This is a genomic window from Streptomyces sp. V4I2 (assembly GCF_030817655.1).
GTDB classification, from domain to species: Bacteria; Actinomycetota; Actinomycetes; order Streptomycetales; family Streptomycetaceae; genus Streptomyces; species Streptomyces plumbiresistens.
Window position 1 is genome coordinate 830,507 of record NZ_JAUSZM010000003.1, and the last position, 20,290, is coordinate 850,796.

The 20,290-nt window shown below is 73.3% G+C and carries 5 protein-coding genes and 1 pseudogene; all 6 read right to left on the bottom strand.

What is annotated here, in order from left to right:
• Window positions 1–29: 29 nt before the first annotated feature.
• The 6 genes and pseudogenes from QFZ76_RS04760 to QFZ76_RS04785 all read right to left on the bottom strand — a co-directional run bounded on the left by QFZ76_RS04760 (window position 30) and on the right by QFZ76_RS04785 (window position 20,114).
• Window positions 30–1,166, bottom strand: coding sequence for an alpha/beta hydrolase (locus QFZ76_RS04760; RefSeq protein ID WP_307672497.1), 1,137 nt, complete (start codon window positions 1,164–1,166; stop codon window positions 30–32).
• Window positions 1,163–3,478 (bottom strand): thioester reductase domain-containing protein, encoded by a 2,316-nt coding sequence (locus QFZ76_RS04765; RefSeq protein ID WP_307672498.1) that lies wholly within the window; start codon window positions 3,476–3,478, stop codon window positions 1,163–1,165. The genes QFZ76_RS04760 and QFZ76_RS04765 overlap by 4 nt, the downstream gene beginning before the upstream one ends.
• Window positions 3,479–4,028: 550 nt before the next feature.
• Window positions 4,029–17,729 (bottom strand): SDR family NAD(P)-dependent oxidoreductase, encoded by a 13,701-nt coding sequence (locus QFZ76_RS04770; RefSeq protein ID WP_307672499.1) that lies wholly within the window; start codon window positions 17,727–17,729, stop codon window positions 4,029–4,031.
• Window positions 17,730–17,824: 95 nt separating this feature from the next.
• Window positions 17,825–18,346: a hypothetical protein gene (locus tag QFZ76_RS04775; protein WP_373464582.1), complete on the bottom strand. Its 522-nt coding sequence runs from the start codon at window positions 18,344–18,346 to the stop codon at window positions 17,825–17,827.
• 229 nt (window positions 18,347–18,575) lie between these two features.
• Window positions 18,576–19,550: pseudogene (locus tag QFZ76_RS04780) on the bottom strand (AMP-binding protein); the annotation flags it as partial.
• 327 nt (window positions 19,551–19,877) lie between these two features.
• Window positions 19,878–20,114, bottom strand: coding sequence for a hypothetical protein (locus QFZ76_RS04785; RefSeq protein WP_307672501.1), 237 nt, complete (start codon window positions 20,112–20,114; stop codon window positions 19,878–19,880).
• Between the last annotated feature and the right edge of the window lie 176 nt (window positions 20,115–20,290).

The following is a 20,290-nucleotide window of genomic DNA, read 5'->3' on the forward strand; positions in this document are numbered from 1 at the left end:
GAGTACGGTAATGGGCCCGGGGGCCGCCGTCACCGTAGCGGCCCGAGGAAATCGAGGATGTGGCCGAACACGTCGAGGGCGGCGCCCCGGCCGAGGAACGTGTCGAGGTGACCGTAGCCCGGGATCTCCGTGTAGGTGACGTCCAGCTGGGGCTGCCGGTGGGCGAGGACGTCGTGGCAGAGCTTCTGGGAGTCCTGCCACAGGCCGTTCTCGCTGCCGGAGAGCAGCAGGACGGGGGTGTCGATGCGGGCCGCCGCGTCCAGGGCGTTCGGCGGCAGGGACCGGTAGCGCAGGTCGGTGTCGTGCCAGCGGACCACCGTGCGGGCCAGTTCGATGCGGCGCAGGTGCGGCAGGATCCACAGGGGCGCGGGGCCGAGGAGTTCGGCGAGGCGGTCGTGGGTGGTCTCGGTGAGGTGCTCGTGGACGAAGAGCGAGGCGCCCGTGCCCCAGGCCGAGTTGTGCAGGATCTGGCAGGTCGGGTCGGGGCAGCTCGCCTTGCGGGAGGCCAGCGCGAACAGGGGGGTGTACTTCGACCACAGGCCGACCTTGCGGATGTCGACGGGGATGTGGTCGATGCGGGACTTCAGCAGCTCTCCCGCCAGGGTCATGCGCAGGGAGGTGCGTCCGGCGAGCTTCGGCGTGAGAAACACGCCCTGGGACACCACCCCGGCCAGGCCCGGCACCAGGCCGGCCGTCATGCTCAGCGAGAGGGTGAGCGAGCCGATGCAGTGGGCGACGACGAACAGGGGCCGGTCGCCGATGCGGGCACGGATGTGGGCGACGGCTTCGGGGATGTCGTACAGGGCGACGTCGTCGTAGGTGTACTTCTGGCCGGTCTCGTTGTACGGCAGCCGGCAGCTGCCGCGCCAGTCCAGCAGCCACGGCTCGTAGCCGTCGTCGAGGAGGACGTCGACGAGGTTGCGGGTCTCGGGCAGCAGGAACATGTCGGCGGAGGCGGTGTGGCCGTGCAGGAGCAGGACGGCGGGACGGTCCGTGTCGCCGCCGTCGACGCGGGTCAGGCCCAGGCGGACCCCGTCGCCTGCGCGGAAGGGGATCTCCTCGACGCGCGTCGGGTCGAGGCGGTGGCGGAGCGGGCGCAGGGCCGTGGTGGTGCGGACCTTGCGGAGAGTGGGCCTGGCACTGATGCCGGTCGCCTTGAAGATCATCGGTTGTGCTCCGTGGGAGTCTGGGTGCGGCGCAGGTCGAGCAGGTCGGCGGCGGCCCGGGCGAAGGGGCCGAGCAGGCCGCGGCCCATCTCCAGGCCGAACCAGGCCAGCCAGGTCAGCTTGGCGGCCCGCTTCTCCTGACTGGTGAGGCGCGGGTCGACCTTGATGCCGTCGATCTGGTCGCGTACGTAGCTGTCGGCGGGGACGACGATCTCGCCCGCCAGGTGGGCGCTCTCGCCCTCCCGGCCGATCTCGACGGTCAGCGCGCGGGTCTGGCGCCATACGTCGCGGCGGGCGCGGGCGTACTTGCGGCCCTCTAGCCACCAGCGTCCGCCGTCGGTGTCGCGCAACTGGAGCCGGTAGCGCAGGAGTTGGTGGCGCAGGCCGTGCTGCTGCGGGATGCCCTCCTCGGGGCGGATCCAGACGTCGCCACGCTCCACGAGGAGCGGTTCGGGGTGTACGGCGGTGCAGTGGAGCCCGCCGCGCACGTCTACCCGGCGCTCGGTCACCAGTTGGTGCATGCTCGCGATGGAGAGGGTGAGCTCCGTGGAACAGGGGGTGGCGGGGGCGGACGTGCCGATGGGGCGTACGGCGCCCTCGGCGGTCTCCTTGAACCACAGGTAGGGCTGGTCGTCCTTGTGCGGCAGCCGGGCCAGGCCGTCGCCGGCGAGCCGCTCGAACGTCTTCAGCTGGGCCCGTGCGTCGTAGCGGGTGGCGGGTTCGAGGCCGAGCGCCTCGACGAGAGTGGCGGTGCGATCCATGGTGGCGGCCGGGCCCGTGAGCGTCGCCTCGCACAGTTTGAGGGCGGTGGGGCTCTGCAACACGCGGGTCAGGAAGGTCAGTTCGGGCACCGGGTCGGCCTGGAGGCGGGCGAGGGTGTCCGTACGCCACTCCTCCCAGTCCTGGACGCGTACGTGCATGCCGCCGAGGGTCATGTCGCGTACGACGTCGTCGAGGGTGTTGGGCACGCCGGTCAGGTTGTAGTCGTAGCCCCAGGCGTCGGGCTCGCAGACGGCGGCGACCGCGGCCCGGCTCACCCAGTCCACCGGGGCGGCGTTCAGATGACGGAAGGCCGGTACGGTCCGGAAGCGGGCGAAGGCCGAGAACAGGCCGCTGCTGAGGTCCTGGGGGTTGTAGGCGCCGGTCTTCGTGTGGCCGCCGATGCCGCCGGGGCGCAGGGCGGTGACGACGAGGCCGTGGTCGCGGGCGCGGCGCAGGGCGACCTCGGCGGCCCACTTGGTCTGGTCGTAGCCCGCGACGAGGCGGTCCACGTGGGCGAGCGGGTCGTCCTCCCCCATGGCGGTGATGCCGACCTCGTTGAAGACGGCGATCGAGGAGATGTGGTGCAGCGGCTTGGGGCGGCCGGTCGCGGCGAGTTCGGCCAGGGTCAGGGTGCCGAGGACGTTGCTCTGCCGCAGTGACTGGTAGCCGCGCAGAAAGTCCACGGCGGCGGCGACGCCCACGACGCTGTCCAGTTCCTGGGCGAGAGTGCCCCACACGTCGTCGGACAGGCCCAGGTGCGGGCGACGGATGTCGCCGGGCAGCACGGTGATCCGACGGCGCACCTCCGAGGACCAGGGCAGGCGGTAACTCCTCAGCGCCTCACCGAGTCGGACGACGGCCGCGTCCTCGTCGGCCGCGCGGACCAGGCAGTAGACGTGTGCGTCGCTGTGCCGCAGCAGGTCCAGCAACATGTGACTGCCGAGGAAGCCGGTCGCGCCGGTCAGCAGGATCCGACGGGGCGGCAGCGGCTCGGGGGAACCGGTGAAGGGCAGACGGTCGACGAGGGCGAGGTCGGCGAGGATCTGGTCGAGGTCCTCGCGGCGAGCGGTGGTGTGGGGTGTTGCCGGGGCGGGCGTGGCCAGAGTGGTCGAGGGTGCGGGTGTGGGTGTTCGCTGGATTGTCGCGGGCGTGGGCATGCGGAGCCCTGCCGCGGGGGCGGCCTTGAGCCAGCGCTGGGCGAGGCTGCGCGGGCGGGCGTCCGCGAACACCTCGTCGAGGTCGATCTCCAGGCCCAGTAGGTCCTCCAGCTCCGCAACGAATTCCACGGCGTTCACGGAACTGCCGCCGACGTCGAAGAAGTCGGCGTCAGCAGAGAGGCGCCCGCCGGGGAGGTGGCGGCCGGCGGCGGTGGCGATCAGGGCGGCCAGGCCATCGACGTCCGGGAGTGGGGTTGAGGCGGGCGTGGGGTCGGATGCCGCGTCGGTCATCGGTTCGGCGGCGGGATCCGTTCCCGGCGCGGACACCTGACCGAGCACGGGATCGGTGCCCGGTGCGGGCACCGTGCGGGGCGCAGGCACCGTGCGGGGCACGGACTCAGTGCTGGGCCCGGGCCCCATGCCATGCGCGGGCACTATGCCGGGCACAGGCTCAGTGCTGGGCGTGGGCTCCATGCCAGGTGCCGGCGCAACCCTGAGTTCGGGGACATTGCCGGGCGCCGCCTCAATCCCGAGCGCAGCCTCGACGCCCGGCCCAGACGCAATGCCAGGTGCAGGCTCAACGCCGGACGCAGGGACACTGCCAAGCGCGGCCTCCACGCCAACGCCGGGCTCCATGCCAGGCCCAGCCTCCACCCCGACCCCGCGGTCAACACCAGGCGCAGGCTCAACGCCCGGCACCGGACCACCCCCCGACCCGGACTGCGGACCGGCATCCGGCCCCGCCGAGTCGGCCGCTCGCGCCACCTTCGCCAGCAGCTCGCTCACGCTGAGTCCCGTCCCGCCCCGCTCGATCGCCTCGGCGGTGGCCCGCTGTGCGGCATGTGCCGCCGCGGCCTCGTTCACCTCACGCATGAGTGCCCTTCAAAGATGTGCGCTGTTGTTTCCCACGCGGCCACCGGTCCGATCACCGCTGCCGATCCCGTCACCGCTGCCGCCACGACCGGAACCCCCGAAGCTGCTCCGGCGTGACCACGGTCTCCAGTCGCTCGTCGTCCTGGTCGCCACCACCTAGCGCGGCCACCAGACGCCGGGCCGGTACGTTGCGTGCGGTCCGTTCCGCCGTCAGTCGGATCTTGGTGCAGCCGAGTTGTTCGGCGCGGTCGGCGAGCCACTGCAACAGGCGTTCTTCGACGCCCCGGCCCAGGGCGCGGCAGCTCATCAGCCAGGCCAGTACGTCGAGCCGGTCGCCGTCGGCCCGTACGGCGAGGAGGCCGATCTGGCCGTAGTCGCCGAACCGGTCCCGCGCGGCGGCCGTCCACACCTCGCCGTGCTCCCGCCACCGGGCAAGGTCGCCGCCGTCGGCCGACCGGGCGCGAAGGGTGAACTGGTTGGTGCGGCGTACGAGTTGCTCGGCCCGCTGCACGTCCGCCTCGGACAGGGCGCGGATGTCGACCTCCAACTCCAGCCGCGCGAGGAACTCTTCGAAGCCGGCCTGTTCGCGTGCCGCGTCCCGCTCCCGTTCCTGCTCGTAGAACCGGGCGCGGAGGGTGTCCTCGGCGGTCGTCGCGGCCGGGACGAGCGGCCACAACCGGCCGAGGAACTCCTCCAGTCGGTCCGTCGGCGGGCAGGTGAGCGACAGCACCTGCGGCACAGCGGAGCGGACGCCGGCGATCTCCACGGGGTTGTCGTCGAGGAAGAGGAAGCTGTCGAGCCCGAGGCCGAGCGTGCGGGCCGCGTCCGCCAGGCGGCCGGACTTGGGTCCCCAGGTGGCGGAGAGCACGCTGAAGTGGTCGGCCTTCAGCAGGCTGTCGGGGCGGTCCAGGACGGCCCGTACGGTGTCCTCGTCGTTGTTGCTGACCAGCGCCAGCAGCGTGCCCGCCTCCCGCCACCGCAGCAGTCTGCGGGTGAGCAGGGCGCGCGGACCGGTGAGGTCGACCGCCTCCGGGCCGATCTCACCGGCGACGCCGCCCCACAGGGTCTCGTCGCCGTCGACCGCGATCACCTTCGGCGCGGGCCGGCGGACGGCCCGTACGACTTCGGCGAGGCGCAGGGCCACCGCCGCCTGGAAGTGCGGGGTGAACGGCAGGTGGGCCAGCCGTTCGGTCCGCTCGTCGAAGCGTTCGTCGACCTGGTGGTGGCGGGTCCAGTCGTCGGGGCCGAGCACCGCGATATCGGGCAACTCGGCGAGTTCGGCGGCTACTTCGCGCTCCCAGCGGGTGAAGCGGTCCGTTGTGCGCGCGCACGGCAGGAAGCCGACGAGCAGCGGCTTTCGGGTGCGCTCCACCAGGGCCCGGAACGCCGCGGGGTAGGCGGTGCGGAGCTCGGCGAGCAGCTCGTCGTCCACCGGACCGAACCGCTCGAAGTCCGCCGCCCGCAGCAGCACCGTGCCCACCGCCATGGCGGGATCGGCGAACGCGCCGGACGGATCCTGAAGGCTCGCGAGCACGTGGTGGTACGGGGCTTCCGCGACCGTCGGCCCACCGTCCTGCGCGTCCTCGTCGACCGCCGCCTCGTACAGCGGCGGCAGGTTGCCGAGGGCGAAGGTGGCGGCGAGGGCGAGCGTGCCGTGCGCGACAACGAGGGGAGTCGTGGTCCGCACCGGCGCCGTCGGCTCGTCGGCCGTCTCCTCCAGCAATCGCACCAACTCCTCCCCCAGCTGTTCCGCGCTCGCCGCGTCCAGGATGTCGAGGTTGTGGTCGAGCCGGATGCGGCCCGCGTCCGGGGTCATGGTGATCATCAGGTCGAGGTCGGAGTAGCCGGTCCCGGCCGGCAGGACCTCAAGGTGGGTGAGACGGCCGGCGCCGGAGCGCACGTAGTTGAAGTACACCTCCACCAGCGGCGCGTTCGCGCGGTGGAGGCCCTGCTTGGCCAGGGTCGCCAGGACGTCCGAGAACATCGCGCCCTTCGCGACGATCTTCTCAAGGCGGCTGTCGGTGCGGCGCAGTACGTCCTCGACGCGTTCGTCCGAGCGGGCCTCGGCCGGGAACGGGACCGGGACGCCGTAGAAGCCCACCGCGTCGAACGCGTCGGCGTGGATGCGGGTGTCCACGGGCACGGCGAGCACGAAGCGCTCCCGCTCCCGCAGCCTGGCCAGCAGGACGGTCAGGGTGCCCAGGCAGAACGCGGCGGGGGTGACGGCGAGTCGGCTCGCGGTCGCGGCCACGCGTTCCATGAGTCCGTCGGGGATCGTCACGGTCACGCTGCCGGCGCGGTACGACCGCGTCGCCGGACGGGGGTGGGCGAGCGTCAGGTCGAGCCGGGCACTGCCCTGGAACGCCTCGCGCCACTCGGCCGCGCCGACGCCGGGGTCGACCGTCTGCTGAGCCTTGATCAGCAGGTCGATGTCACGGTTGGTGACGGTGCCGTCCAGTGCGGTTCCGGACAGCTCGGCGTCGATCTCCCCGGCCACCAGCAGCAGCGACTGGAGGTCGCTCACGGCGTGGTGCGCGCCGAAGACCAAAGTCTGGCCCTGCGCACCGGCGTCGAGGAGTTCGAACCGCCACAGCGCCGGGGTCGTCAGGTCGAACGGTGGCTCCAGCAGGCGGCGCAGCCGGTCGGCGGCATCGGGAGTCCCGTCGGTGACGGTCGTCCAACGCAGCACGGGCCGCACCAACTCCCGCTCGACGAGCAACTGTCGCCCGATTTCCGGGCTCGTGACGATCGCGGTACGCAGTGCCGCGTGCCGTGCGGTGAGCCGGTCGAGGATGCCGGTGAGGGCGTCTGGGCCGGTCGGCGTGGTGAGCCGTAGCGCGAGGCCGACCGCGTGGGCCGCGTCCGGCATGCCGGGCTGGGCGCTGCGCAGGAGGCGTACGACGTCACGGGTGGCGGGCCACAGTGCGGTCTCGGGTACCTCTGCGACGGCCTCGGCCGGCTGGTGCTCGCGTTCTCCCTCGGGCAGGGCGGTGGCCAGGGCGCGGGCCAGGCCGCGGATGTCGGACGCCGAGAACACGGTGGCGGCCGGGAGTTCGGCGCCGAGTTCGCGGGCGAAGGCGTTGCGCAGGCGGACCAGCATGAGGGAGTCCAGGCCCAGTTCCTTCAGGGCCGTGGTCGCGGACACGTCCCCGGCTCCGCCGGCGACCTGGCCGACCCGGGCCCGTACGTACGTTTCGAGCCGTTCGGCGCGTTCCTGGTCGGTGGTCGCCGCGAACACGCTCTTGACGAGGTCGTCTGAGCCGGCCGTGGGCGTCGGGGCGCCGACGAGGTCGGCGAGGATCGGGCGGGTGCGTGCCGCGTCCGGGTCGAGGGCCAGCAGCTCCCAGTCCAGGGCGAGGGGGGCGAGCTGGCGGCGCTCGGTGCCGAGCACCCGGTCGAACAACTCGCCGCCCTCCTGCGGGGAGAAGGCGACCAGGCCGGACCGGCCGGTCTCGGCGGCCCGGGTGCCGGACGCGGCGACCATGCCGACGCCCGCCCAGGCGCCCCAGTCCAGGCTCAGCGCCCGGCGGCCGGTGCGGGACAGGTGGTGGGCCCATGCGTCGAGGAAGGCGTTGGCCGCCGAGTAGGGGCTCTGTCCGGCCGAGCCGAGGAGGCCGGCGGCCGAGGCGAACAGGACGAGGCTGTCGGCCTCCGGGACCAGTTCGGTGAGCAGGGCGGTGCCGAGGACCTTGGGGGCGAGGACGCCCAGGACGCGTTCGTCGTTCAGGTTGGTGACGGCGGCGTCGTCGAGCACACCGGCCGCGTGGACCACCCCGGCGATGGGCCCGGCCTCGTGTCGTACGGCGTCCAGGGCGGCCGTCAGGCTCTCACGGTCGGCGACGTCGGCGCGGGCGAGGTGCACGGTGATCCCGCGCTCCTCCAGTTCCGCGATCCAGTTCGCGGCGTCCTCGCCGGGCGTGCCGCGGCTCAGCAGGGCCAGTCGGCGGGCGCCCCGGCCCGCCAGTCGTTCGGCGACGACCCGGCCCAGGCCGCCCAGACCGCCGGTGATCAGATACACGCCGTCCGGGGTGATCTCGCCGTGGCCGCCGTCGTCGGGGCGGGTGCGGGTCAGGCGCGGGACCAGGCGGCTGTCGCCGCGCAGGGCGACGAGGCGTTCGTCGTCGGCGTGCCGCAGCTGTGTCCACAGCGCGTCGACGCCGTCGGCGGGCGGCAGGTCGATCAGTGTGGTCGACAGTTCCGGGTGCTCCTGGGCCACGGCGAGGCCGAAGCCCCAGGCGAGCGCCTGCTCGGGGTGGGTGACCCGGGTGCTGTCACCGGCGGCCTGGCTGCCCCGTACGACGACGAACAGGCGGGGTGCGCGCCCCTGGGCCCGGTCGGCGAACGTCCGTACCAGATGCAGGGTGTTCAGGCAGCACAGCCGGGCCGCCCGCTGTGCCGTGCCGGCGTCCTCGACGGGCGGGGCGTCGAGCGCCGACAGCTGGACCACGCGCTCGGGCGGTGCGCCGGCGAAGGCCTCGTCGAGGAGTCGGGTCAGCTGGCCCGGATCGGCCGCGTCGAGGACGTAGCGGCCCGGGCTCTCCATGGCGTACGCCGATCCGCTGCGGGCGATCACATGGGGCACGTCGGCGGAGCGCAGGCGCTCCCCGAGGGCGTCGGCCACGCCCGTCCCGTCGGCCAGGATGAGCCAACTGGCGCGGGTCGGCGGTTCCTTGGCGGCCGGGCGCGGCTGCCAGCGGGTTTCGAACAGTGCGCCGTCCAGGGGTGAGAGGGCGGCGAGTGCGAACTCCTCGGCCTCCAGCAGGAGTTGTTCGTCCTCGTCGTACAGGCGCAGGTCGAGGGTGGCCGTGTCTCCGTCCAGCGAGCGAAGAGTGCAGGTCGCCCAGGTGGGTACGGTGCCGCGTCCGGTGAAGCGGAGCCGGCCGACTCCGGCGGGTACGAACGCCCGTCCCTGCGGTGCGTCACCGGGCAGGGCGGCCGTGTGGAACGCGGCGTCGAGGACGGCGGGGTGCAGCAGGTGGCCGTCGGCGGGCCTGCGGGTCAGCCTGCCGAGCGCCGCTTCGGCGGTGTGCCGGCCCTCCTCCAGGCCGCGGAAGGCGGGGCCGTAGTCGATGCCGAGGGCGGTGAGTCCGGCGTAGACGGCCGGGAGGTCGGACGGTTCCTCGCACCGCTCGCGCCACGCGGCGAGGTCCTCGCCCGTGCCCTCTCCAGGTGCGGTGACCCCGATCCGGCCGACCACGTGCCGCTCCCACGGTGTGCCCGTGGCCGCCGAGGCGATGGTGAAGTCCCGGAAGCCGTCCGCGGCCGGCTGGAGGACGAGTTGCAGCCGTACGGGCGTCTCCGCGTCCAGGCGCAGCGGCTGTACGAACCTGACGTCGGCCAGCCGCACCTCTCGGCCGTCCTGCACGGCGGTGGCGGCTTCCAGGGCCATGTCGAGGAAGGCGGCGCCGGGGAGCCAGACCTCGCCGGTGACCCGGTGGTCGGTCAGGTAGGCGAAGCGCGGGTCGCGCAGGTCGATGTCGGTCTGGAAGAGGTGGCGGTCGGGTTCGTCGCTGGTCTCGACGTGGGTGCCGATCAGCGGCGAGCCGCTGCTGGTCGGGGCGGGTGCGAGCCAGTGGCGTTCGCGGGTGAAGGCGTACGTCGGCAGGTCGACGCGGCGCCCGGCCGGGAACAGCGGCGACCAGTCGGGGGTGTGCCCGGCGGTGTACAACTCCCCCAGTCCGCGCAGGAGGGCGTCCGGTCCGCCGTCCCTTCGGCGCAGTGACCCGACGCCGACCGCTTCGACGCCTTCCTCGGCCGCCACGGCCTCGATCGACGCGCCGAGGGAGGGGTGCGGGCTCAGCTCGACGAAGTAGCGGTAGCCGTCGGCCAGCATCCGCCGGACGGTGTCGGCGAAACGGACCGGCTCGCTGAGGTTCGCGAACCAGTACCCGGCGTCCAGCCCCTCCCCGGACACCGGCTCAGCCAGGACCGTCGAGTACAGCGGGGTCGGCGTCGCGGTTCCCCGGACGGCGGCGAAACGGCCGAGGAGTTCCTCGCGCAGCGGATGCATCAAGGGGGTGTGCGAGGCGAACGGCGTCGACAGCCGGCGGGCGGGTATGCGTCGCTCCTCCAGGTGCCGGGCCAGGTCGGCGAGGGCTTCGGTGTCGCCGGAAACGGCTGTGGAGTGGGCGCTGTTGACCGCCGCGACGAACAGCCGGCCGGCGTAGGGCGTGAGCAGTTCCTCGACCTGCGGGCGGGCCAGTTCCAGGGCCAGCATGCCGCCCCGGCCCGCCAGCGGTACGACGGCCTGAGCCCGCCCGGTCACCACCGTCACGGCGTCGTCCAGGGTGAGCGCGCCCGCGCTGTACGCGGCGGCGATCTCACCGAGGCTGTGCCCGGTCACCGCGTCCGGAGTGACGCCCAGGGAGCGCCAGGCGGCGGCCAGTGCCGCGTTGACGGCGAACAGCACCGGCTGGAGGATCTCCGTCCGGTCGAGGCGTGCGGTGTCCTGCGGGTCGCGCAGGACGTCGAGCACGGACCAGCCGGCGTGCCGGCCCACCGCCTCGTCGATCCGCGTCAGCTCGTCCCGGAACACCTCCGACTCGGCGAGCAACCGCTCACCCATGCCGGGCCATTGACCGCCGTGCCCCGAGAAGACGAAGGCGACCTTGCCCGCGTGCTCCTCCCGGACCGGCGCGATCGGCGTCCGTCCCTCCACCAACGCCTCAAGCCCCGCGAGGAGTTGGTCCCGGTCGGCCGCGACGAGTGCCGCGCGCCGCTCGAAGTGGCTGCGGTGCCGGGCCAGAGAGTGAGCGACGTCGGACAGGTCGGTGTTCTCGGTGAGGTGCGCGGCCAGACGGGCGGCCTGTTGCCGTACGGCGGTGTCGTTGCGCCCGGACAGCACGAACAGCCGCTCGCCCAAGGCGCTTTGGGGCTTGGGCTCGGCCTTGACGCGTGAGGCGGGGGCCTCCTCCACGATCACGTGCGCGTTGGTTCCGCTGATCCCGAAGGCGCTCACCCCGGCCCGACGCGGCCGCTCGGCCGACGACGGCCACGGCACCGGCTCTTGGAGCAGGCGCAGCCCGCTGTCGTCCCACTCCACATGACGGCTGGGCAGACCGGCGTGCAGGGTGCGCGGCAGCGTCTCATGACGCAGCGACTGCACCATCTTGATGAGCCCGGCGACACCCGAGGCGGCCTGTGCGTGCCCGATGTTGGACTTCAGCGAGCCCAGGTACAGCGGGCGGTCCTGGGGGCGTGCGTCGCCGAAGACCTCGGCGAGGGCGTTCGCCTCGATGGGGTCCCCGAGGGTCGTGCCGGTGCCGTGCGCCTCCACATAGTCGATGTCGGCGGGCTCCAGCGCGGACAGATCCAGGGCGCGCCTGATCACCTGTGCCTGCGCGGGACCGTTCGGCGCGGACAACCCCTGGCTGCGGCCGTCCTGGTTGACGGCGGTGCCGCGCAGCACGGCCAGCACCTCGTCACCGTCCCGGCGGGCGTCACCGAGCCGCTTGAGTACGACCATCCCCGCACCCTCGGCCCAGATGGCACCGTCGGCCGCGTCGGCGAAGGAGCGGCAGCGGCCGGTCGGGGACAGTCCGCGCAGCCGGCTGAACTCGACGAAGGTCTGCGGTGTCACCATCAGGGTCACCCCGCCGGCGAGCGCGAGGTCGCACTCGCCCGCCCGCAGAGCCTGGGCCGCCAGGTGCACCGCGACGAGGGACGACGAGCAGGCGGTGTCGACGGTCAACGCGGGACCGCCCAGGCCGAGCGTGTAGGCGAGCCGGCCGGAGGCGACGCTGAGGGCGGTGCCGGTGCCGACGTATCCGTCGAGCTGTTCCAGCCGGGAGCCGGACAGGTAGTCGCTGCTGAACATGCCGACGTACACGCCGGTGGTGCTGCCCGCGAGCCGGGACGGCACGATTCCGGCGCGTTCCAGCGCCTCCCACGTCGTCTCCAGCAGGAGTCGCTGCTGAGGGTCCATGGCGGCGGCCTCCTTCGGGGTGATGCCGAAGAAGCCCGCGTCGAAGGACTCGATGTCGTCGAGGAACCCGCCTTCGCGGGCGTACGACTTGCCCATCGCCTCCGGATCCGGGTCGTACAGCGACTCGACGTCCCAGCGCCCGGCGGGGAACGGACCGACCGCGTCACGGCCCTGGGTGACGAGGTCCCACAGGCCCTCCGGGTCGTTCACGCCGCCGGGCAGGCGGCAGGCCATGGCGACCAGGGCGACGGGCTCGTCGGTCGCCGATGTCGTCGCCGGGCGGGTCGTCGGCCGGGCCGGGGCCGTGCGGCGGGTTGCCGCGAGGACCGTGGTCAGGAGGTGGTCGGCGAGGCGGGTCGGTGTGGGGTGGTCGAAGAGGAGGGTGGCGGGGAGTCTGGTGCCCAGGCGGGTGCTGATGCGGTTGCGCAGTTCGACCGCCGTCACCGAGTCCATGCCGAGGTCGCGCAGCGGCTGGTCGGGGCGTACGGCCTGCGCCGAGCGCAGGCCGAGCGCGAGGGATGCCTCCTCCCGGACGAGGGCGAGGACACGGGCGGCCCGTTCCTCCTCGGGCAGTCGGGAGAGGCGGTCCGCGAGGCCCTGGCCGGTGTCACGACCGGCGCGGGGAGCGGGCAGCAGCGAGCGCCAGAAGGCGGACGTCGGGCCGTCCGTCGTGGCCGCGTTCTTCCGCAGACGCGGCAGATCCAGGGCCCAGGCGACCAGGTGCGGGCTGCTGCGGCGCAGGGCGAGGCCGACGAGGTCGCGCCCCTGGTCCGCGGTGAGGGCGTGCTGGCCGAGGCGGGCCATGCGGTCGAGGTCCGCGTGCGCGGCGGCCAGTCCCTCGCCCGCCCACGCGCCGAACGACACCGAGACGCCGGGCAGGCCCAAGGCGCTGCGGTGGTGGGCGAGTTGGTCGAGGAAGGAGTTGGCGGCCGCGTAGTTGGCCTGGCCCGGGTTGCCGAGGACACCGGCCGCCGAGGAGACCAGAAGGAAGAGGTCGAGCGGCAGGTCGGCGGTGAGGCGGTGCAGGTGGGCGGCGCCGTCGACCTTGGGGCGCAGGACCTGGGCGAGGCGCTCGGGGGTCAGTTCGGCGACGATCCCGTCGGCCAGGACACCGGCGCAGTGCACGACACCGCGCAGGGGCAGGTCGTCCCCGACCCGGGCGAGCAGGTCCGCCACAGCCCCCGCGTCGGCGATGTCGCACGCCGCCACCTCGACCCGGGCGCCGAGGGCGGTCAACTCGGCGACGACGTCGGCGGTTCGAGCGTCTGTGGGCCCCTGACGAGACGTCAGCAACAGGCGAGGAACGCCGTGTTCAGCGAGCAGCCGGGCGATGTGGCGGCCTACGGCGCCCAGCCCGCCGGTGATCAGTACGGTGCCGTCGGCGGGGATCTCGTTCGGGATGCTCGCCGCGTCGACCGGGCGGGCCCGCACCAGCCGGGGGGCGAGCAACACGCCTTCGCGGGCGACGAGTTCGGGCTCGTCCGTGGACGCAAGGGTGGCGGTCAGAGCGGCGGCGGGGTCCGACGCGTCGAGGTCCAGCAGGGTGAGTCCGAGGTCGGGATGCTCGGCGCGGGCACTGCGGGCCAGGCCCCAGAGCACCGACTGGGCGAGAGCGGGCACGGTGTCGCCGTCGCCGGCCGCGACCGCACCCCGGGTCACCCACACGGTCCGGGCCGGCGCCTCCTCGGCCGGCAGGGCGATCAGCGCCTGCAGCTCGGCGAGGGCGGTGGCCGCCAACTCCTGCGCGACAGCGGCGGTTTCCTCGTCCGCCGCCGGGCGCGGCCAGAACCGTACGCGAACGTCGGTGCCCGCGCCTGACGTCAGGAGGCCACTCAGTGCCTCGGCGACCTGCGGTTCGGCGCGGTCACCGACGACGCTCCCCACCGTGCCGGGCGCCTCGGCCTCCGGCACATCGACCGCCGTCCACGCCACCTCGTACAGATGCCGCCCGTTCTCCGAACCGCCCCGCAGGTCCGCGGGGCTCGCCGCGCGCAGTCGTACGGACTCCAGGCGGCCCGCGAGGAGACCGTCGGTGTCCCACAGCGTCACGTCCAGGGTCACGTCGGTGCCCGAGCCGCCGGTCCGCCGTACGGACGCGGTCAGTTCGGTGGCGCCGCCGGGCGGCAGGACGCAGCGGCCGACCGCGACCGGGAGCAGGACCCGGTCCTCGGACGCGTCGAACGCGGCGGCGACGTGCAGCGCGGCGTCCAGGAGCGCCGGGTGCACCGGGTAGGGGTCGTCCGCTTCCCGGGCCACGGACGGCAGGGAGAGCCGGGCGAGGAGTTCGCCGTCGCCGGTGGCCACGGCCTGCCGTACGCCCTGGAAGGAGGGGCCGTAGCCCAGACCGAGGCCGGTCAGGCGTTCGTACGTCTGCTCGCTCCAGGCTTCTTCGACGGTCTCCGGCCACACCGGTGGCTGCCCCGCCGTCGCGGAGGCCGGCTCCGCGGCCGACGCCGTGGCGTGCAGCGTCCACCCGACGGACTCGTCGCCACGTGGGCGACTGTGCACGGTGATCTCCGGTACCGGACCGGCGGTGGTCACCTCGACGGACACCTCGACCGTGCCGACGGCGGGCAGGGCGAGGGGGGCGAGGAGGAGCAGGTCGGTGAGGTCACCCGGGCGGGCCACCGCCAGCGCGGCGCGGCACAGTTCCATCAGGGTGGTGCCCGACACCACCGTGCGGCCGAAAACGGTGTGGTCGGGCAGCCAGTCGGCGGTGGCCGTCGACCATTCGTTGCGGAACGTCCAGCGGGTCTCGTCCGGGGACTGGAGCTGGATGCCGAGCAGGGGGTGGGCCGCGCGGTCGAAGAAGCCGGGGCTCCCGGTGGCGGTCGCGGGCTCGATCCAGTGGCGTTGCTGGTCCCAGGCGTACGTCGGCAGGTCCGCCGGGGCGGTGTCCGGCACCAGGCGGCGCCAGTCGATGTGCCGTCCGTGGACGTGGAGTTCGGCGGCGGCGCGGTCGAGGCAGGCGGGGCCGTTCTCGTCGCGGCGCAGTGAACCGACGGCTATGAGGTCGTGGTTGGTGTCCTCGGCGACCGTGCGCAGGGCGGTCAGCAGGGCGGGATGGGGGCTGAGTTCGACGAAGTGGCGGTACCCGTCGGCGGCCATGCGCTCGACGGTGGGCGCGAAGCGGACGGGCTCGCGCAGGTTGGTGTACCAGTAGTCGGCCTCGAGTTCCCCGGTGACGGGTTCGCCGGTGACCGTGGAGTACCAGGCGACGGAGGTCGGGTAGGTGGTGACCCCGTCGAGTTCGTCGAGGATCGCCGTACGGACCGGCTCGACCTGAGCGCTGTGGGAGGCGTAGTCGACGTCGAGGCGGCGGGCGAACACCTGCTGCCGGACGAGGTCGGCGAGCAGGGACTCCACGGAGTCCGGGTCACCGGCGATCACGGTCGAGCGGCCGCTGTTGACGGCTGCGACCGAGATACGGCCGTCGTGCTCGGTGAGGCGGGCGGTCACCTCGGTGTGCGGGAGGGCGACGACGGCCATGGTGCCGGTGCCGGACAGGTCGGTCAGGGCCTGGCTGCGCAGCGCGACCACGGCCGCGGCGTCGTTGAGGCTGAGTGCCCCGGCGACGCAGGCCGCGGCGACCTCGCCCTGGCTGTGCCCGATCACCGCGTCGGGGCGTACGCCGCGGGCCCGCCATACGGCCGCCAGGGACACCATCACGGCGAAGAGGACCGGCTGGACGACGTCCACCCGGTCCAGGGAGGGGGCGCCCGCGTCGCCGCGCAGGACGGACGCGACCGACCAGGTGGTGAAGGGGCGCAGCGCGGCGTCACAGCGGTCGAGTTCGTCGGCGAAGACCGCGTCGCTGTCGAGCAGGTCGCGGGCCATGCCGGTCCACTGGGAGCCCTGGCCTGGAAAGACGAAAGCCAACTTCCCGTGCGGTCTGGCCTGTTGGGGGCCGACGATCTGATCCGGCTCGGGCTGTCCCTCGGCCAGCCGACGCAGTGCGGTCAGCAGCGCGTCGCGGTCGCCCGCCTGCACGACGGCACGGTGCTCGAAGTGCGTGCGGTGGTGGGCCAGCGTGGCGGCCACGGACGACAGCGGCGCGTACGGCTCCCCGGCGAGGGCCCGGTGGAGCCGGTCGGCCTGCCCCTGAAGGGCGGGGAGAGTACGGGCGGAGAGCGGGAAGAGGCTCGGGGCTGGACGGTCGTCGGCGCTCGGACGGGCCGGGTCCTTCGAGGGCTCCTCGCTCGCCCGAACCGGGCACCGCTCCGGTTCCCCGCCCGCCCGATCCGGCTCCCGCGGCGCCTCCTCCAGCACCACGTGCGCGTTCGTGCCGCTGATGCCGAACGCGCTCACGCCGGCCCGCCGTATTCGCTCGTCGTCCCGGGGCCAGCTCCGGGCGGTGGTGAGCAGGGTCAGGCCGCTGTCGGGCCAGTCGATGTGGTCGGTCGGGGTGTCGGCGTGCAGGGATGCCGGGAGTTGCTCGTGGGCGAGGGACAGTACCGTCTTGATGACGCCGCCGATGCCCGCGGCGGCCTGGGTGTGGCCGAGGTTGGACTTCAGCGAGCCGATGCCGAGCGGGCGGTCGGCGGGGCGGCCGGGGCCGAACACGGCGGCCAGTGCCCGCCCCTCGATGGGGTCGCCGAGCGGGGTCCCGGTGCCGTGGGTCTCGACGTGGTCGAGGTCGTCGGGCCGGAGGCCGGCCGCGTCGAGGGCGGCGCGCACCACCCTTTCCTGCGCGGGCCCGTTGGGGGCGCTCAGGCCCTGGCTGCGGCCGTCCTGGTTGATCGCCGAGCCCTTGACGACCGCGAGGACCCGGTCCCCGTCGCGTCGGGCGTCGGCCAGCCGCTTGAGCAGGACCAGGCCGCAGCCCTCGGCCCACACCACGCCGTCCGCGCCGGCGGAGAAGGGCGCGCACCGCCCGGACGGCGACAGTCCGCGCAGCCGGCTGAACTCGACGTGCCCGCGCGGGGTCACCAGCAGCGTGGCCCCACCGGCCAGCGCCAGGTCGCACTCGCCGCCCGCCAGCGCCCGCGCCGCCAGATGGAGGGCGACGAGGGAGGAGGAGCAGGCGGTGTCGACGGTGACCGCCGGGCCCTGGAGGCCGAGGGTGTAGGCGATGCGCCCCGAGGCCACGCTGGCGGCCGAGCCGGTGCCGACGTGCCCGTCGAGCTGGTCCAGCGGGGCAGAGGCCAGATAGCCGCTGTCGTAGAGGCCGACGTATACGCCCGTGGAGCTGCCGTTCAGTGTCTCGGGGACGATCCCGGCGCGCTCGATCGTCTCCCAGGCGGTCTGCAGCAGCAGCCGCTGCTGCGGGTCCATGGCGGCGGCCTCGCGCGGCGAGATGCCGAAGAAGGCGGCGTCGAAGCGGTCGATGCCGTTGAGGTAGCCGCCGCGCAGGGAGTACGCCGTGCCGGTGGCCTCCGGGTCCGAGTCGTACAGGCCCTGGGTGTTCCAGCGGCCCGGCGGTACCTCGGTGACGACGTCCTGGCCGGCGGACAGCAGCCGCCACAGCGCCTCCGGGTCGTCGGCGCCGCCCGGGAAACGGCAGGCCATGGAGACGATCGCGATGTCGTCGTCCGCGCGTACGGGAGTCACGGACGGAGACTCGACGACGGCAGGAGCCGGGGCGTCGCCGAACACGGCGTCGGCGAGTGCCGCGACGGTCGGGTGGTCGAAGACGAGGGACGGATTGAGGGTCCGGCCCGTCCGCTCCGAGAGTTCCGCGGCCAGGGTCACCAACTGGCGGGAGCCCAGGCCGAATTCGGCGATCGGCCGGTGCGGGTCGACGGCCAGCGGGTCCAGCCCGGATGCCTCGGCCACGGCGGACACCAGCCACGCCCGCACCCCCTCGGGTGTGGTGACGGACTGCTTCGGGGACTCGTTCGCAGGCATCTGGGGAGGTGTCCTCGTGACGTCGGGCTCGGGCTGATTCCCGTACGGGCGAAAGGGGCGATACGGCCGGCAGGGCGGGGGTACGACGGGTGATCTCAGCTGGTGGCGAGCACGGCGAGAGTGCCGCCCAGGTGGGCCGCTCGGGAGGCGTGGCGCTGGATCTTGCCGCTGGACGTCTTGGGGATCGTGCCGGGGTGGACCAGGACGACGTCCCGCACGGGCACGCCGTGGGCCTCGCCGATCGCGCTGCGGATCAGGTCGGTGATCTTCTCCGCCTCGCCCGCGGCCTCCGGGGCCGCCTCGGCGACGAGGACGACCTGCTCACCCTCCACTCCGCCGTCTCCTCCGTCGACGGAGAAGGCGGCGGTGCAGCCGGGGCGCAGGGCGGGGTGGGCCATCTCGGCGGACAGTTCGAGGTCCTGCGGGTAGTGGTTGCGGCCGTCGATGACGATGAGGTCCTTGAGGCGGCCGGTGACGAACAGTTCGCCCTCGCGCACGAATCCGAGGTCACCGGTGCGCAGGAAGCGGCCCGCGCGGCCGGCGAGGGTGGCGCGGAAGGTCTCGCGGGTGGCGAGGGCATTGCGCCAGTAGCCCTTGGCGACGCTCGCGCCGGCCACCCAGATTTCGCCGACCTCGCCCTCGGGGAGTTCCTCGTGACGTTCGGGGTCGGCGATCACGAGGGTCACGCCCGGGCCGGGCCGGCCGCAGCCGACCGCCGCCGCGTCCGCCTCGCCCGCGTGCGGTCCGGTGTCCGCGGCGGCGGAGGAGGCTGGGCGGAGTGTCCACCCGGCCGCCGGTGACCATCACGGTGGACTCGGCCAGGCCGTAGCAGGGGTAGAAGGCCTCGCGGCGGAAGCCGGCCGGGGCGAAGGTCTCGGTGAAGCGCCGCAGGGTGGCGGGCCGTACCGGTTCGGCGCCGTTGAAGGCGACCTTCCAGGACGTCAGGTCGAGTTCGTCGACGAGTTCCGGCGTGGCGTGCTTCAGGCACAGCTCGTAGGCGAAGTTGGGGCCGCCGCTGCTGTGCGGGCGGTACCGGCTGACGGCCTCCAGCCAGCGGTCGGGGCGCTGGAGGAAGTGCAGCGGGGAGAAGAGGGTGGCGGTGACGCCGAGGTAGAGCGTGTTCAGGACCGGGCCGATGAGGCCCATGTCGTGGTACATCGGCAGCCAGCTGACGATCAGTTCGCGGCCGTACTCCTCGATGATGTCCGGGGTGTGGCCCATCCGTTCGGTGATGATCCGCTCGTTGTCGAGCAGGTTGCCGTGGGTGACGACCACGCCCTTGGGGGCGGAGGTGGAGCCGGAGGTGTACTGGAGGAAGGCGACCGAGTCGGCGGTGAGGTCGGGTTCGCGCCAGGAGGCAGCCAGACCGTCGGGGATGTCCTCGGTGGCCACACAGGTGATGTCGGCCAGCTCGGGCAGCTGCTCGGCCATGCCGGTCAGGGCGTCGATCACCTCGCGGCCGCCCAGGATGACCTTGGCGTCCGCATCGGCTATCAGACGTCTCATCCGGGTCAGCGCACGGTGGTTCTGCGCGCGGCCCTGCGGGGGCACGCCCGGAACGGCGACGACCCCGGCGGACAGGCAGCCCAGGTAGCCGGTAATGAACTCCAGGCCGGGCGGGTAGAGCAGCATGGCCCTGGTCCCGGTCAGGCCGCACTCCTGGAGCCAGGCGGCGACGGCCCGGGCGCGTCCGGCCAGACGCCCGTAGGAGATCTCCTGGATCTCCCCGCCGCAGTCGCCCGTGACGAGGAAGCGGTACGCGGTCCGGTCGGGCTGGTGCGAGGCGTGCGTGGTCAGCAGGTCGACCAGGGAACGAGCCATATGTACGTGTCTCACCTGTCTGGATAGGTGGCGAGGAACTGGAGTTCGAGGGCCACGGCAAGGGTGCGCACGCAAGCCGCGGGCGGACCGGCCCCCTTGCCCGTCCGTCCCTCTCGACCGCTCGCTCGAGGTGCCGCAACACCACTTGCTACCGGCGAGTAACACGCTAGCAAGCCCGACGGCCCCGGCGGGCCGCCACAGTGTAAACCCTGTGCATCAAACGGAATTTGAGAGCTCAACGACATGCCCGCTCATCCAGGGATGGCTGCACGCAAAAGGCCCCGACACCGAGCATCTCGGTGTCCGGGCCCTGCGGGCCGGTTGCCGTCAGCCGCCGTCGAGTCGGGCGCGCAGAAGCCCCTTGCCCAGTTCGGCACCCTTGCGGCTGTCCGCCTGGGCCTTGCGGAACAGGTCGGCGACCTCGGTGTCCTTCTCGCGCTCCGCGTCCTGGACGTAGCTCTCCAGGCGCAGCGCGTTGCTCAGGCACGCTTCCACATACCAGATCAGGTTGTAGTCCTTGTCCGGCGTACCGGTCACGCCGCCGGTCTCCGTGCTGCTGGTCATTCGGGCCTCCTCCAGCGGTAGACGTTCCGGGACCGCCCGGGTACCCGCCCTCCGGCCGGGCACACCGCCCAGCAATTCCGACAGTTGCCACAGAAGCGAACAGAGCCCGGGCACTTTCGAAGCGATGTTTCCATCGACCGTGCGAGACCGGTCGATGACGGTGTGTACTGTGCTGC

Coding starts and splice junctions, on each gene's coding strand:
- QFZ76_RS04770 (WP_307672499.1), bottom strand. CDS start 17,729: ATGCCTGCGAACGAGTCCCCGAAGCAGTCCGTCACCACACCCGAGGGG.
- QFZ76_RS04785 (WP_307672501.1), bottom strand. CDS start 20,114: ATGACCAGCAGCACGGAGACCGGCGGCGTGACCGGTACGCCGGACAAG.
- QFZ76_RS04760 (WP_307672497.1), bottom strand. CDS start 1,166: ATGATCTTCAAGGCGACCGGCATCAGTGCCAGGCCCACTCTCCGCAAG.